12 protein-coding genes are annotated in these 16,431 nt (G+C 47.6%); 9 read left to right on the forward strand and 3 right to left on the reverse strand.

All coding sequences use genetic code 11. The annotated features are described in order from the left end of the window. Positions 1–114 precede the first annotated feature (114 nt). Positions 115–3,531 (reverse strand): response regulator, encoded by a 3,417-nt coding sequence (locus tag QUB08_RS04760; RefSeq protein ID WP_333223691.1) that lies wholly within the window; start codon positions 3,529–3,531, stop codon positions 115–117. Between the two features lie 121 nt (positions 3,532–3,652). After that, a complete protein-coding gene (locus QUB08_RS04765) occupies positions 3,653–4,084 on the reverse strand; it encodes a response regulator (protein ID WP_333223692.1) in 432 nt (143 codons plus the stop codon). A gap of 396 nt (positions 4,085–4,480) precedes the next feature. On the opposite strand from QUB08_RS04765, the gene purC reads away from it, so the two are divergent. The 9 genes from purC to QUB08_RS04810 all read left to right on the forward strand — a co-directional run bounded on the left by purC (position 4,481) and on the right by QUB08_RS04810 (position 14,805). After that, positions 4,481–5,209 carry a phosphoribosylaminoimidazolesuccinocarboxamide synthase gene (gene purC, locus QUB08_RS04770; protein WP_333041222.1) on the forward strand — a complete coding sequence of 243 codons (729 nt, stop codon included), beginning with the start codon at positions 4,481–4,483 and terminating at the stop codon, positions 5,207–5,209. A 185-nt stretch (positions 5,210–5,394) separates the two neighbouring features. Then, a complete protein-coding gene (locus QUB08_RS04775; RefSeq protein ID WP_333223693.1) occupies positions 5,395–7,791 on the forward strand; it encodes a BamA/TamA family outer membrane protein in 2,397 nt (798 codons plus the stop codon). Between the two features lie 195 nt (positions 7,792–7,986). Continuing rightward, complete coding sequence (lpxC, locus tag QUB08_RS04780) at positions 7,987–8,844, forward strand: UDP-3-O-acyl-N-acetylglucosamine deacetylase (RefSeq protein WP_333223694.1); 858 nt, start codon at positions 7,987–7,989, stop codon at positions 8,842–8,844. Positions 8,845–8,929: 85 nt separating this feature from the next. Next, positions 8,930–9,451, forward strand: a complete 522-nt coding sequence (gene fabZ, locus QUB08_RS04785; RefSeq protein ID WP_333223695.1) for a 3-hydroxyacyl-ACP dehydratase FabZ — start codon at positions 8,930–8,932, stop codon at positions 9,449–9,451. Between the two features lie 267 nt (positions 9,452–9,718). Next, positions 9,719–10,513, forward strand: coding sequence for an acyl-ACP--UDP-N-acetylglucosamine O-acyltransferase (gene lpxA, locus QUB08_RS04790; RefSeq protein WP_333223696.1), 795 nt, complete (start codon positions 9,719–9,721; stop codon positions 10,511–10,513). 192 nt (positions 10,514–10,705) lie between these two features. After that, on the forward strand, positions 10,706–11,878 hold the full coding sequence (lpxB, locus tag QUB08_RS04795) for a lipid-A-disaccharide synthase (protein WP_333223697.1): 1,173 nt from the start codon (positions 10,706–10,708) through the stop codon (positions 11,876–11,878). Positions 11,879–12,014: 136 nt separating this feature from the next. Continuing rightward, positions 12,015–13,277 (forward strand): DNA cytosine methyltransferase, encoded by a 1,263-nt coding sequence (locus QUB08_RS04800; RefSeq protein ID WP_333223698.1) that lies wholly within the window; start codon positions 12,015–12,017, stop codon positions 13,275–13,277. Positions 13,278–13,849: 572 nt separating this feature from the next. Next, positions 13,850–14,194 (forward strand): BON domain-containing protein, encoded by a 345-nt coding sequence (locus tag QUB08_RS04805; protein ID WP_333223699.1) that lies wholly within the window; start codon positions 13,850–13,852, stop codon positions 14,192–14,194. Positions 14,195–14,433: 239 nt separating this feature from the next. Beyond that, a complete protein-coding gene (locus QUB08_RS04810; RefSeq protein WP_333223700.1) occupies positions 14,434–14,805 on the forward strand; it encodes a DUF4278 domain-containing protein in 372 nt (123 codons plus the stop codon). Between the two features lie 120 nt (positions 14,806–14,925). Here QUB08_RS04810 and QUB08_RS04815 read toward each other — a convergent pair whose 3' ends face one another. Beyond that, the gene (locus QUB08_RS04815; RefSeq protein WP_333223701.1) at positions 14,926–16,107 is read right to left on the reverse strand and encodes an RtcB family protein; all 1,182 of its coding nucleotides are present in this window, start codon (positions 16,105–16,107) and stop codon (positions 14,926–14,928) included. Positions 16,108–16,431 lie beyond the last annotated feature (324 nt).

Here is a 16,431-nt window from a genome sequence, read left to right on the forward strand (position 1 = left end):
AGGATGCACCCTCCGTACCGTACCGCTTTATTTCTTAGTCTCTTAGAGAGGGACTTCGTTTTTGTAATGACGATTTTAATCGCCGACTAATATCGACTCCGAGCGAGTAAGATATTAACCAAACATTCGAGTTTCCACAAATTCTTGAACCCGGGCTAAATGACTAGACAAACTCACTAATATGTTCTCAATCCTCTCAATATTTAACAATTCCACCTCTGGTGGTTCAGATTGAAAGCCTCGCGCTTGATGCTCCAATTGTGCGGCCAAATCGGACATCAGAACAACTCCCACATTAGCAGAAGTTCCTTTGAGACGGTGGGCTTGATATTCCACAGCTTGCCAATCTTTAGCTTCTAGAGCTAGTTTGGCAGCAGCCATATCAGCTTGGGCGTCTGCCACAAAAGCTTGCAAAAGTCGCTCTGGTAATTTAATATTAACTCGTCCGAGTTGCTCCAATCTGCTCTTGTCGAACAGTCCGTCGCAGTCTCTATGTTCCCAAGTTTGAAGTGCGATCGCCCTTGGTGCGGGCAGAGCCACAACCTGCGCTTTTTCCACAAGTTCTGTATAATTTGTTGCTAATTGAGATTTATTTTCCGAGTTAATACTTTTTACTCCATACTTATTTTCACCCTGAACCTTTAGGGCTTCATACTTTTTCAGGGCCGCCGCCAAAGCATCTAAATCTACAGGTTTGCTGAGATAATCGTCCATCCCCGCCGCCAGACACTTTTCTCGTTCCCCCGGCATAGCATGAGCAGTTAAAGCCATCACAAAAGTATGCCGATCGCTTCCTTCGATTTCCCTCAGCTTTTGCGCCGTTTTGTAACCGTCAAGTACCGGCATTTGACAGTCCATCAGCACTAAATCATAGCTTTTTTTTGCCAGCAAATCCAGCGCTTCTTGACCGTTGACCACGCAGTCAGCCTGATAGCCTAAAACTGCCAACTGTTCGACAAGAACTTGTTGATTGATCGGGTGGTCTTCCGCCAGCAAAATTCTCAGGGATGACGGCGAATTGGGAGTAACATATTGAGAATTAACTGCTGGCAATTTGCAAGTATTAGCAGCCTCCCGCCTCCCAAACTCTCCCGTTCCCTTAACCGGCGCAAGCATTGCCTCAAGCAGCCGGCTTGGCCGCACCGGCTCGATCAAATATCCGTTAAAATCCCCACTGCAAAGCGCTTCAGCTTTTGGCTGTTCCCGCAAAGCAGTCATGGCGATTAACGAGCCAACTTTCGAGGTCGATCGCACTTTTCTCGCAAATTCCTCCGCATCCAACTCCGGCATTTGCAAGTCCACAAGCACCACATCCCAGCTTTTTCCCCCCTCCCCCGAATTCTGAGAAATCCCGCCCTGGGCATTGTTCAACCAACTCCAAGCCTCAGCAACAGTTTCTGCCTCATCGCAGCGGGCACCCCAACTTTGAGCGAGCGATCGCACCGCTGCCCTCCTCAAAGCGCTTTCCGATACTACTAACAGCTTCTTGCCCGCAAGTTCGGGATCATGGGGCTCAACTGGCAACTGTTTTTCCAAAGGTACTGTAAACCAAAAAGTAGCACCGCTGCCTAGCAAACTGCGAACTCCAATGTCCCCTCCCATCATCTCCACTAATTGCTTGCAAATAGCCAAACCCAAACCCGTGCCGCCGTAAGGCCTAGTCGGAGAATCGTCTACTTGAGAAAAAGATTGGAACAGCTTTGTTTGCCCTTGGGCCGAAATTCCAATGCCAGTATCCCGCACGGAAAATAGCAATCTTGCCCCTTGTCTACCGTCTGCGAGTCGGTTGCCCTGTTTCACCGTTACATGAACTAGAACTTGACCGCGATCGGTAAATTTTATGGCATTCCCCGTCAAATTCAGCAAAACTTGCTTCAATCTGCCCGAGTCGCCCACCAACTTTCTCGGCACTGAGCTGTCAACTAAAATATTCAATTCAATACCTTTCTCTTCGGCCAAATGCGCTATAATTTCTATCACAGACTCAACGCAAGTATCCAAATCAAAATTAGACTTTTCCAGTCGCATTTCTCCCGCTTCAATCTTAGAGAAATCGAGGATATCATTAATAACATTTAGCAAATGTTCAGCACTGCGGTAAATCGTCTGAGCACAGTCCCGCTGTTTCTGTTCCAGAGGAGCGCGCAGCAGCAATTGAGCCATTGCCAAAACCCCATTCATCGGAGTGCGAATTTCGTGACTCATGTTCGCCAAGAATTGCGATTTCACCCGGCTAGCTTCTAAGGCAGTTTCCCGCGCTTCCACCAACTCATTAATCTTGTCGGCAACCATCACAATTCCCCCGACTTTCTCGTCTGGATCGTACCAAGGGTGAGCAGCCCACCGCAGGTACAGAACAGATCCGTCGGCTCGTTCCCAGGCATCTTCGCTCACAGAAACTACCTGACCTGTGAGCGCTTGTTGGTACATTACTTTCCAGCGATTCGGCGTATCTGGAAACAATTCGTAATGGCTGAGATTATTCAGGGACGGCAACTGCAAATTAAATTGACTAATCCATTTTTTAGAATTAGCCATATAGCGCATTTGTGTATCGAACATCGCCATTGCTACAGGCACGCAATTAATAATTTGTCTCAGTTGCAGCCGTTCCCTTTCCAGAGCATCTTCCGCCTGTTTGCGCTGGGTAATGTCGCTAATCATGCCGGCCATCCGCAGCGGTTTTCCTTGGGAATTCCGCTGAGCTTTTCCCTGAGAAGTGCAGTAGCGGTAAACACCGTTCGAGTGTAGCAGCCGGAATTCTACATTATAGTCTATTTCTTGTTCCAAGTGAGCGGCGATCGCCGCGACGATTCCCTCCTTGTCATCGGGGTGCAGGCGGTTGTATAGAGCGTCCATCGTCCTGCCAAATTGCTTTCGCGACAAACCGATAATTTCCAAAAGGCGATCGTTCCAATATACCTCATTTTTACTTAAATCCCAATCCCAAATTCCGTCGTTAACTCCCTCTAAAACTAACCTGTATCGTTCTTCACTTTCCTTGAGTTTTTGACTGGTGTGAAACGCCTGAGATTCGGCACGGTAAACGCGCATTGCATTGTACAAACTGCGAGACAAACTCTCTGGAGAAAGCTTGTTTTTAGCGATATAATCAGAAGCTCCTGCCTTCATCAATTCCACAGCAATTTGTTCGTCACCTTGACCAGTGAGCACAATTAAGGGAACTTTTAGCCCCGCTTCTCGTAGATTTTTTACCAAACTCAGTCCGTCTCCGTCCGGCAATCCGTAATCGAGCAATACGCAGTCAAATTTGCACTCAAATATTTGATTTAATAGCAGCCCATTTTCTATCTCCTCAACCTCGCTTAAAGGTTGAGATTTATTTTGTTTGGATAGTTTAGCGGTAGCCTGAGTATAATTTTTGCTGACCGAGAGTTGGGCCAGGGCATCCGCGCAGTCTTCTGCCTCAGTAACTTCTGCCGAAACACCAGCGGACTTGAGCGAACGTTTGATCGCCATTCGATCGACTGCATCGTCATCAACTATCAGAATTGTGAGAATTTTGTCCATAAGAACCGAATTGTGGATTACTCCGAAAAAGCTGCGGCCTACAAAAAGTAATTAAAATAAATGCACCACTGAAAAATCACCAAAGCCACCTTGAAACTTTTCCTGTTAAATTTTCTCTTATTTAGGGAATTTCGCTCAGCATCCAGTATCTGTTGAGGGTAGCCATCACTTCCACAAAGTTAGAAAAAGTAACAGGTTTAAGAATATAGCCCGCTACATTCAAATTATAAGCTTTTACTTTATCTCTATCTTCATTAGAAGTCGTGAGGACGATTACCGGAATCGACCTCAAACATTCATCCAGTCGCAATTCTTGCAAAAACTCGATCCCGCTCATTCTCGGCATATTCAAGTCCAGCAAAATCAACCGGCGCGCTTGAGGCATGGGAGGATCTATTTTTCCTTCGCCACGCAATATGGCTAGAGCTTCTAATCCATTGGCAGCAATGTAGAGGGGGTTGACGATGTTATTTTTTTTGAACGCTCGCCGGACGTTCATCACATCAACCTCATCATCTTCTACCAAGAGGATATGAATTTTTTTGTTTTGCATAAATCAGCCATTTTATAGATGTTTTTTAAGCGCCCGTTTCGTTTGCGAGGTTTAGCCAGCACGGATCGCGAACCCAGCAGGTTTAATCTCTATTGTCCTTTGTCAAGAATCATTTATGCCGGGGCCGATGAAGGTATCTACCTACAGGTGTACTCGCCCCTCATTCGATTTTAGATTTTAGATTTTAGATTTTGGATTGACCCCACGGATAAATGCGGGGGCTTGAGGATTTTAGATTTTAGATTTTGGATTGATTCCACGGATAAATCTGGGGGCTTGTACCCTCAAGAAATTCTTGGTCAGAGAATGAGCGGTGCAGCCGAGATCCAAAAACTCGCCAATAACACCCGATCGAGCTACGGTAAAATCTAAAACTCATCTACATTATTAATCGCCATGTCAGCCGATCGCAAACTCTACGAAGGCAAAGCCAAAATCCTCTACTCCACCGAAGACAGCGAAATTTTGCTGACCCACTTCAAAGACGACGCCACAGCCTTTAACGCCCAGAAACGCGGCAGCATCGTCGGCAAAGGCGAAATCAACTGCGCCGTATCCGCCCACCTGTTTCGGATGCTAGAAGCCAAAGGCATTCCCACCCACTTCATCGACACGCCGGCCCCCAACCAAATGCGAGTCTGTCGCGTCCAAATCTTGCCCTTGGAAGTCGTAGTCAGAAACATTGCCGCCGGCAGTCTTTGCAAGCAAACCGGACTCGCCCTAGGCACAATTGTCAATCCGCCGCTGGTCGAGTTTTATTACAAAAACGACGATTTGGGAGACCCGCTGCTGACCCGCGACAGGCTGCTGCTAATGCAGTTAGCCACCCCCGAACAAGTAGACCAACTAGAAATCGCCGCCCGCGAAATTAACGAAATACTCAAAGAATTTTTCAGCCAGTGTGGCATCACCCTGGTAGACTTCAAACTAGAATTCGGTATCGACCAACATCAAAATCTGATCCTCGCCGACGAAATCAGTCCCGACACCTGCCGCCTCTGGGACAACGCAGAAGCCGACCCCGACGCCCGTGTTATGGACAAAGACCGATTCCGCCGCGACTTAGGATCGGTAGAAACTGCTTACCAGCAAGTTCTGCAACGGGTTCTAGCTCAGAAAGTCTAGAGGCCTTGGTAATGCGCTAGAATTGCACAGTTTGTCACCCTTCTGTTTTCGATGTCAGCAATCAGCGGTCAACAGTCATCAATTAGCGGTCAGCGCGAAATTCCACCGACTTAAATAACTAATGACTAATGACTAATGAATAATGACTAATGTGGTGTGTGGATTGCCCAAAAAAGTGAACAAAAATGCGTTTATCTGCTGTATTGGTGGCAGTTTTTACTGCCTCAGCAACATTCGGGTTATCAAATTCTGCAAACGGCCAAACATCCTACTCTGAATCAGCAGAGGAAGCTTTGGCTGCCGCCCAGCCCGCCCCGTCGATCGAATTACCCGATCGCCCCATTCCAGAATTAACCCAAAATCATCCTCAAAACCGCAAAGCCGGTAAAACCAGCAAAGGGGAAGCCCTAAAAATAGCGGAGGCCCCAGCCCGAGGAGAAAACGACCGCAAACCCCGAGACGGATTCACCGACACGCCCTCCCCGGTTTCGCCTTCCTTGCTTCAACTCAAACCCGAGCTAGCATCCAACCCCTCCCCTGCCTCTAGCAGCCAAAACGCCCTGCCAGAGACGCAACAGGACAGCTCGCTCCCCCCATCGGAAGCGGCGGTAACGCCCGCCTGGATCGCAGCAGAGCTAGGGAAACCAGAGGAATCAGGGACGATCGCTCAAAACGCCCAAGTTACCCCCAGACCGGCCCCGACCAGACCGGCCCCGACCAGACCGCCCACCGACACCGTTCCCCCATTGCCCCCTGGCCTGGCACCGCAGCCCAGACAAACCCCTGCACCCGCCGGGGCGGCCGAACCGCAAGTGCTAGTTGCAGAAGTTACAGTCACCGGGGCGACGGAAGACTTGGAAAGCGAAATTTACCGAGTCATCAGCACCCAACCGGGACGCACGACCAACCGCAGCCAACTGCAACAAGACATCAACGCCATTTTTGCCACAGGCTTTTTTAGAAACGTGCGGGCAGTACCGGAAGACACCCCGTTGGGCGTCCGGGTGACTTTTATTGTGCAGCCAAATCCGGTGTTGCGGGGAGTGACAATCACCGGTCAGCAAGTGCTGCCCCAAAGCGTAATTGACGAAAGCTTCCGCGATCAATACGGCAAAATTCTCAACCTCCGCCGCTTTGAAGAGGGAGTGAAAAAAATTAATGCGTGGTATCAAGAGAACGGCTATGTTTTGGGCCAAATCACTGATGCCCCGCAAGTAGGAGACGACGGCACTGTCACCCTGGTAGTGGCAGAAGGCCAGATCGAATCCGTTGATGTCCGCTTCCTGAACAAGGAGGGAGAGGCAACAGATGCCACGGGTCAGCCGATCGGAGGCAACACCCGTCAGTTTGTCATCACCCGCGAAGTAGAACTCAAGCCTGGAGACATCTTTAACCGCACCAAGGCGGAAAGGGATTTGAGACGGGTGTTTGGTTTGGGAATTTTTGAAGACGTGCGACTTGCCTTGGAACCGGGAACGACTGACCCCCGCAAGGCAAGGGTAATTGTCAACGTCATTGAGAAAAATACTGGTTCTCTGGCGGCTGGTGCGGGTTTGAGTTCCGCGACGGGTTTGTTCGGTACGCTGAGTTACCAGCAGCAAAACTTGAGAGGTAGGAACCAGAAATTGGGGGCTGAAGTACAAATCGGGGAACGCCAAAATCTGTTTGACTTGAGTTTTACAGATCCCTGGATTGCGGGCGATCCTTACCGGACTTCTTATACGATTAATGCGTTTAGAAGACGATCGATCAGCGTGATTTTTGACGGCGGCGAACGGGAAGTCAGATTGCCCAACGACGATCGACCCCGCATCAATCGCACCGGGGCCGGCATCAATTTCACCCGTCCCCTGTCGCGCAATCCTTTTGCCGATCCTGAGTGGACTGCTTCAGTCGGTTTGCAGTACCAGCGAGTCTCAATTACCGATCGCAAAGGCCGTCGCGAGTCCGAGGACGAACTCGGCAACCAGTTGAGTTTTAGCGATTCGGGTTCGGATGACTTGACAACTTTGCAAGCAGGTGTTGTGCGCGATCGACGCAACGACCCCCTCCGCCCCACTAGCGGTTCCCTGCTCAGGTTTGGGATGGAACAATCGATTCCTGTAGGTTCCGGCAGCATCCTCTTAAACCGCCTGCGGGCCAGCTACAGCTTGTACCTACCAGTCAAGTACACTAACTTTACCGCCGGCCCTCAAACCCTGGCATTCAGTTTTAGGGGCGGCACCGTATTCGGAGATTTGCCTCCATACGAAGCCTTTGCCTTGGGCGGCGCCAACTCGGTGCGCGGATACGACGAAGGCGACCTCGGAGCCGGCCGCAGCTTCCTAGAAGCCAGCGTGGAGTACCGTTTCCCGATTATTTCGTTTATCGGCGGAGCACTATTCTTGGATGCTGGCACTGACTTGGGCACAGGCAAAGATGTCCCAGGCGACCCTGCCGGTATCCGCAAAAAGCCCGGTAGCGGTTACGGTTACGGCCTCGGCGTGCGGGTTCAATCTCCTTTAGGGCCGATCCGGATCGATTACGGTATCAACGACACTGGGGACAATCAAATTCACTTTGGAATTGGTGAGCGATTCTAAGTTGGCAGTTGGCAGTTGGCAGTTGGCAGTTGGCAGTTGGCAGTTGGCAGTTGGCAGTTGACAGTTGACAGTTGGCAGTTGGCAGTTGGCAGTTGGCAGTTGGCTTGACAATTGACAGTTGACAGTTGACTACTAACTACTGACTACTAACTAATGACTAATGACTACTAACTAATGACTAATGACTAATGACTAATGATTATTGAACGTACCCTAAAATCTGAATTTGAACTGTCGGGAATCGGTTTGCACAGCGGCGAACCAACTCGCGTCCGAGTTTTGCCGGCGGATGTTGGGGAAGGCCGCTATTTTGTCAGAATTGACTTGCCTGGTGCTCCGATAATTCCTGCCAAAATTGAGGCGGTTTGTCAGACTGCACTTTCAACGGAACTGGCAGGTATCGATGCTCAAATTCGCACTGTAGAGCATCTATTAGCCGCTTTGGCGGGGATGGGAGCGGATAATGCTCGAATTGAGGTTGATGGGCCGGAAGTGCCTCTGCTGGACGGTTCGGCTCAGGTTTGGGTAGAGGCGATCGCCCATACCGGCTTAGTTCCTCAAGAATCGAAGCAAGCCCCCACTTCCTCCTTCGTCCTAGAACAGCCAATTTGGGTGCGCCACGGGGATGCTTTTGCAGCGGCTTTACCCTCAGCCGAAACTCGATTTAGTTACGGAATTGATTTTGAGGAACAGGCGATCGGCAATCAATGGTACAGTTGGTCGCCAGAAGCAGAAAGTTTTGCGACGGCGATCGCCCCAGCCCGCACTTTTGGACTTGCTCGCCAAGTTGACCAATTGCGACAAGCAGGTTTGATCAAAGGTGGTACCCTAGAGAACGCCCTAGTTTGCGATCGATCCGGCTGGCTTAACCCGCCTTTGAGATTTGCGAACGAACCAGTGCGCCATAAAATCCTAGACCTAGCAGGCGACCTCAGTCTGCTCGGAACTTGGCCAAAAGCTCACTACTTGGCTTACAAAGCCAGTCACAACCTGCACGTTCAACTCGCCCAAGCCCTGAAATGGGAAGCTCTAGCTACCCTAGATAAAAGTTAGGAAAAAACAGGTGATCTTCTGTTAAGATTGCATCTTCCTTCTGACTTCTGCCTTCTGCAATACCACACTCAAAATTCTTCAAGAAATGTCTACGCTGACTGAAGTTAACACCCTCAATACTGCTAATTCTGAATCCGTCCCCACCCAAAACGGTGAAGATTCTCCAGTGGTTAAATCTACTTTTACTCTCGAAGAAATTCAGAAATTATTGCCTCATCGCTATCCTTTTGCACTGGTTGACAAGATTGTTGATTACGTGCCGTCGGAGAAGGCTGTAGGAATTAAAAATGTGACTTTCAACGAACCGCATTTTCAAGGGCATTTTCCCGGACGGCCGATTATGCCTGGAGTATTAATTGTCGAAGCGATGGCTCAAGTTGGCGGTATTGTTCTGGCTCAGTTGCCCGACATCAAGCAAGGATTGTGGATGTTTACCGGCATTGATCAAGTCAAGTTCCGTCGTCAGGTTGTACCGGGCGATCAGTTGCTGATGACTGTAGAATTGCTGTGGGTAAAACGCCGCCGCTTCGCAAAAATGCAGGCTGTGGCTGAAGTAGACGGACAAAAAGTTTGTGAAGGAGAATTGACGTTTTCGATGGTAGATTAAGTTGGTGATTGGTGATTGGTGATTGGTGATTGGTGATTGGTTATGTGTTATTTGGGAATTTCTCTATATTCCTGATAACCAATGACAATTGACAATTGACAATTGACTACTGATACTAAATCCTGGTTGGTTACTCCTTGATGATTCGGCGATTGAAATCGCTACTACACAAACGAAGTCCGCCGCGGACTAAGAAATAAACGGGGTATTTAAGCTTGATTTTGTATGAAAACTGAAAACTGAAAACTGAAAACTGACTAATAAAAAATGCTTACTTTGATTCACCCAACTGCTGTGATTCATCCCGGTGCTGAACTTCACCCGACTGTAGAAGTGGGAGCTTATGCTGTAATTGGGGAAAGAGTGAAAATCGGGCCGGAAACTAAGATTGGCGCCCATGCAATTATCGACGGGCTAACTGAAATAGGCGCTCGCAATCAAATTTTCCCCGGTGCGGCGATTGGTTTGGAACCTCAAGATTTGAAATACGAGGGTTCTCCGACTAGGGTGAAAATTGGCGACAACAATCTCATTCGGGAATATGTGACAATTAACCGCGCTACTGGAGCGGGGGAAAGCACGACTATTGGCAATCATAATCTATTGATGGCTTATGTTCATGTGGGACACAATTGCGCGATCGCCGATCGAGTAATTATCGCCAATGCTGTAGCCTTAGCCGGACACGTTAAAATCGAGTCTCAAGCCCGATTGAGCGGTGTTTTGGGCGTTCATCAGTTTGTCCACATCGGCCGCTTGTCTATGGTGGGCGGCTTGAGCAGGATCGATCGAGACGTACCTCCTTATATGCTAGTCGAGGGGAATCCTTCGAGAGTGCGAGCCATCAACAAAATAGGCCTCGAACGCGCTGGTTTTACAGCAGAAGATTTGCTAGTTTTGAAGAAAACTTTTCGTATTCTATATCATTCTGGCTACACTCTAAATCAAGCTTTGGAACATTTGGATTTGTTGCCGGAAAACCCCCACTTGCAGCACCTGCGGAGATTTGTGCAGCAGTCTATAACCAAAGGGCGGCGCGGTTTGATTCCTGGCAAGAAGTAAATGAGGCTTATATTAATTCTTTCGCGCCAGAAGAATTAGTATTATTGAACCGCGAAGACGCGAAGGAAACGAAGGAAGAAGTAGAAGAAGTAGAAGAAGTAGAAGGAAGCTGTAGGGTGCGTCAGTCACCACCTAGAGGTAACTCAAAGAGTTTTTAGTCTGACGCACCTTACCGATGATATTGAGGAGTTTATGAAAATTTTTATTAGCACTGGTGAGGTTTCGGGCGATTTGCAAGGATCTTTGTTAGTTGCAGCCTTAAAACGTCACGCTGTCGCCGCTGGTTTGGAGTTAGAAATAACCGGATTGGGCGGCCCTCGTATGGCGGAAGCGGGTGCTACTATTTTAGGCGATACTGTGGGCATTGGTTCTATGGGCATTATAGAATCAGTGCCGTATATTTGGCCCACAATCAAAGTTCAGCAAAAAGCTAAACAATATCTCAAAAACTTTCGCCCCGATGCTGTTGTATTGATTGATTATTTGACTCCAAATCTCGGTATTGGCAGCTACATCCGCCGCTGTTTGCCTGATTTGCCGGTGGTTTGGTACATCGCACCTCAAGAATGGGTTTGGTCGATTTCTCCTCGCAATACTGATCTGATTGTCAATATTTGCGACCAACTTTTGGCAATTTTCCCAGAGGAAGCTTGTTATTATCGAGAAAAAGGAGCCGAAGTGAGTTGGGTTGGTCATCCTTTGGTGGATAGAATGCAATCTGCGCCCAGCCGGGAAGTTGCCCGCAAAACTTTGGGAATTGTGCCGGAACAGGTGTCGATCGCCCTAATTCCCGCTTCTAGACACCAAGAACTCAAGTACCTGATGCCGGTTATATTTGAGGCAGCTCAAATTATTCAAGCTAAATTGCCGGAAGTTCATTTTTGGATTCCGCTTGCTAACAACGCTTTTCGCAGCAAAATCGAACAGGCGATCGAGAATTACGGTTTGCGGGCTACTCTGTTAGAAAATCAAACTCTGGAAATCTTGGCTGCTGCCGATCTGGCGATCGCTAAATCTGGTACTGTTAATCTGGAGCTAGCTTTGCTCGACGTTCCGCAAGTTGTCGCCTACCGCGTCAGTCCGATTACGGCGGTTATTGCTCGCCACGTGCTGAAATTTTCGATTCCTTTTATGTCTCCGCCCAATTTGGTGCAAATGAAGCCGATCGTCCCGGAGTTGCTGCAAGACGAGGCGACTGCGGAAAATATAGTGCATCACGCATTGGAATTGCTGCAAAATGCCGATCGACGCCAGCAAACTTTGGCAGGTTATCGGGAAATGCGGCAAAATCTCGGAGATGTGGGTGTGTGCGATCGAGCCGCTGCGGAAATAATGAAAAATGTTAAATTAAATAGAGCAAATTAAAGCAATTTTGGTATTGAAAGGTTATGTATAAACCCGGTTCCTTTGTGGCTGACTGGTGGACAAATTCACGATTTATTACCAGAAACGCGGTTGATTTCCTTAATTTCTATTAAAGCAACTTTTTTATTGAAATGTTATGCCAAGCAATCGGAAAAAGCGACCGATCGCTGTTGATTTATTTGCAGGCGCGGGCGGCATGACCCTGGGCTTTGAACAAGCAGGTTTTGATGTACTTGCATCCGTCGAAATTGACCCTATTCACTGCGCTACACACGAGTTTAATTTCCCGCTGTGTTCTATTCTGTGCAAAGATGTCACACAGCTTACGGGCTCAGAAATTAGGAAAAAATCGGCGATCGGGCGGCGCGAGATAGACGTAGTAATCAGCGGTTCGCCCTGTCAAGGATTCTCCATGATGGGCAAGCGCGAGGTGGACGACCCACGAAATTCTTTAATTTTTCACTTTCAGCGCTTAGTTTTGGAGCTAAAACCCAAGTTTTTCGTAATGGAAAATGTACCGGGAATTGCATCAGGAGAACACAAAGAGCTCCTGAATCTTTTAATTAGCTCTTTTCTCAAATGTGGCTATAAAGTAGAAGAAAATTATCAAGTTCTCAACGCCGTTCACTACGGAGTTCCGCAAGCTCGCAAACGATTATTTTTGATTGGGTGCAAAGAAGGTTATGAGCTACCAAAATACCCTCAGCAAACTACTATACTGCCGAAAATTAAAATTCCTAAACGCTATAAAAAAATTAATTTACCTGCTGTCCCGACAGTTTGGGATGCGATTGGAGATTTGCCGGATGTGGAAAAGTACAGCGAGTTGCTGCACAGAGATTGGGTAATAGCGGAGTACGGAAAGTGCAGCAGTTATGCGAGTATAATGCGCGGAATTGATGGTTTGGATGATGATTATTCCTACGATCGCGAGTACGATCGACAAATCCTATCTTGTAGTTTGCGAACTAAACATTCTGAGGAATGTATGGAAAGGTTTCAGGCGGCAAAACACGGCGAAAAAGAGCCGATCAGCCGTTTTTACAAGCTTCACCCCCAGGGAGTTTGCAACACTCTCAGGGCGGGAACCGACAGGGCGAGGGGGGCTTATACTTCGCCGAGACCGATTCACCCGATCGCCCCTCGGTGCATTACAGTCAGAGAAGCTGCGCGACTGCATTCTTATCCTGACTGGTTTAGATTTCACGTTACAAAATGGCACGGTTTTCGCCAAGTCGGAAATTCTGTACCGCCGCTACTGGCGAAAGCTGTCGCAGCCCAGATTATTAGCGCTTTGGGCGTGGAAGCAATTAAGCCGAGTCTCAAGTTGACCTGGGGAGATGATTCGTTGCTTAAACTGAATTGGTCGGAAGCAGAACAATATTATCTAAAAAGTTAAGCATTACACATCTCCTAAAAAGCAGGTTTTGAACAGGCAGGATGCCTGTTCCACAAGAATTACGGGAGATGTCTATTAGATTAAATTATCTCTAATGGGGAATTGGAAATTGGTGAGTAGTAATGGGGAATGGGGAATGGGGAATTGGTACAAGTAGTGATTTTTGCCTTTCATCTCCACACAGTGGGTTACATCAAATTGCATCATTACTTATGTAGGACTACCCCCAATTAAGCGCAGGGCAATGTCCCTGTATCAGTGATCACAGTTCGATGACCAGCACGAGATGTCCTGGTAGTTAAACAAACCGGGAATGTATTCCGGCGCGCTGTGCAGGTTTTTCAAGGTAAAAGTGGGAACTATTTCGACTACTGATCTGCAATCCAAGGCGTCGCGATCGTCATATACATAAAATAGGAAAATCAACATCTAGATATCAGGGGAGATTTGAGATTGTGAAAGTCTGCCGGAAAACATTTTGAAAAATTTCACTGAGTTTTGCAACAATTACGAGTCTTTTGGAATTCTAGAGCTATTCTGTAAAAAGTGTATTTTCAGGAGACTCAACTACTATGGGTTGGTTTAAAAGACTGTTCGGACTCGAAAAGCCTGAAGCCCCGGCTGAACCGATGGCACAAGTAGTACAGCAAGCAGCACAAGCGCAATCCATCGCTCCTGCTAAAGTCGGCCCAGACGGAAATTTTGACGAAAGTGGCTTAGCGAAGCGGGTTGCTTTAGCTTTTGACGCCGATTCAGAAGTTGCTGATATCGAGACTGTTTATGTAGCTCAGCTCAGCAGCACGGTTGTTCTCAAAGGTCAAGTTCCCAGTCAGGCAATTCTCGACAAGTTGGTGGCGATCGCCTCTGCTGAAGAAGGTGCCACAAACGTGCAAACCGATCAGGTGACAGTTGGCTAGTTCTTCCGAACTCAAGCAGTTTCGATCCGGCTGCGGCTCGAATTAGTCAAAAGTTCGATTAAACCCGCTGCGGCGGGTTTTTTGCTGCCCTCTCCCCGCTCAAAATATTAATTCTTGTAAATACAACCGATTTCTGTTAAAAAACAGTATAATTGAATACAGAAACTAAAAAAGTTTTAGCGAAGAAAAGCAAACCTGACCTGACTGCCCTTTTTATCGACCTATAAGGATCAAAAAATATGAAACTCACTTATCGCGGCTCAAACTACGAGTACGACATTCCGACAGTCGATATGATCGAAGGCGAAGTCGCGGGCAAATACCGGGGCCAAAACTGGAACTATCGGTATCCGAGACACATTCCCAACCCCAAAAAATACGGCGGCACAAACTATACCAAAAAGCGAGATGCTCAAGCTGGCGATCGGGATGTCGCAGCAGCTCGCGCCTCAGCGACTGTGGATTATTACCCAACAGTTGTGGAAGTGGCGCAAGTACACCGGGCGAATATTTGCAATATTCTCGATCGTAGAAAGCAAGCAGCCAAAGCCAAGGGCGATGAAACACTGCTGCGCTTGCTAGAAATTGAGTCGAGACAGATGGTGTGTTAGAGAAAAGCTTCAGAAAACAAAGCGTTTGTCAAGAGGGGGGAAATCGAGTTAAGCTCAATTTCCCTCTTCTTCCTATACAGCAATTTTTAGCTAAGTGAAGTACAAATAAACCAGTTTCTGTCAACCCTTGACACAAACCACCTGCTTCAGAGTCGCCACAACTTCCACCAAATCTGACTGCTGACTCATCACCTCATCAATAGACTTGTAAGCCCCCGGAATTTCATCTAAAAATTGCTCATCTTTCCGGCACTCAACCCCCTCAGTCTGCCGCACCAAATCATCGAGAGTGAATACATTCTTCGCTTGAGATCGAGACATCAAGCGCCCCGCACCGTGACTGCAACTACAGTAACTTTCAACATTACCTTTACCCTTAACAATGAAAGACTTCGCCCCCATCGAACCCGGAATAATCCCGTAATCCTGTACATCCGCGCGTACAGCACCCTTGCGAGTAACATACACATCTTCGCCAAAATGCACCTCTTTTTCCGCGTAATTGTGGTGGCAATTCACCTCTAATAATGGCTTAACAGATTTGCCACCCGCGACGTGCTTTTCCACAATTCGCTTAAACCGATTCATCATTACATCGCGATTAAAACGAGCATAATCTTGCGCCCACTGCAAATCGTGCCAGTAAGCCGCAAACTCCCGCGTACCCGCTACAAAATAAGCCAAATCTTTGTCAGCTAGATTAATTTCGGCCAGTTTAGCTAAATCTTTAGCAGTCTCGATGTGCTGCTGTGCGAGCAAATTTCCAATGCCGCGAGAACCGGAATGCAGCATCAGCCAAACAAAGTTTTCAGTATCAACGCAAACCTCAATAAAATGATTGCCGCCACCGAGGGAACCCATTTGTTTTAAGGCTTTATTGTTTTGATGCTGCACACCTTGATGAAGTTCCTTAAACTCCCCCCATCCTTGCCAGTTGGTGACAGTTGTTTCTACTTCTTTGTTTTCGGAAAATCCAACAGGAATTGCGGCTTCGATATCGAGTCGAATTTGTTTGAGTTTGCCATCTAATTTGTGAGCCTTGAATGGCATTTTAATGGCAGCCATCCCACAACCCAGATCAACGCCCACAGCAGCCGGAATAATCGCTTCTTTTGTGGCAATTACGGAACCGACTAAAGCACCTTTTCCTAAATGTACGTCGGGCATTAGTGCGACGTGTTTGAATACAAAGGGCAAAGATGCTACGTTTGCGGTCATCTTGGTTTCTTTTTCGCCCAGGGCGTGATTTGCCCAAGATAATACGGGTTTTGGCGTTGATATGTCTAATTTTTCGTAGGGCATTTTTATTGAGATTTATTTTGCTTATTGCTGTGTAGTATATATTGTAGCATAAATAATTTATGATGTCAAATTCACCTTACTGGCTGATTTTATTACGGTGCGTCAGCTTAACATCAAATGCAGCACCGATATTTTTGGTAAGTCCGACAGTCCGACAGGGAATGAATTCCCTGTCTCATAGCTAAAGTCCTCTCAAAGAGGACTAAAATCCCTCGCACTTCCCGTCAAACTCTACAGTCGGTTTTAACCGACAGTCCGACAGGGAATGAATTCCCTGTCTCATAGCTAAAGTCCTCTCAAAGAGGACTAAAATCCCTCGCACTT

It is taken from the genome of Microcoleus sp. BR0-C5 (genome assembly GCF_036705045.1).
In the GTDB taxonomy this organism is placed as follows: Bacteria; Cyanobacteriota; Cyanobacteriia; order Cyanobacteriales; family Microcoleaceae; genus Microcoleus.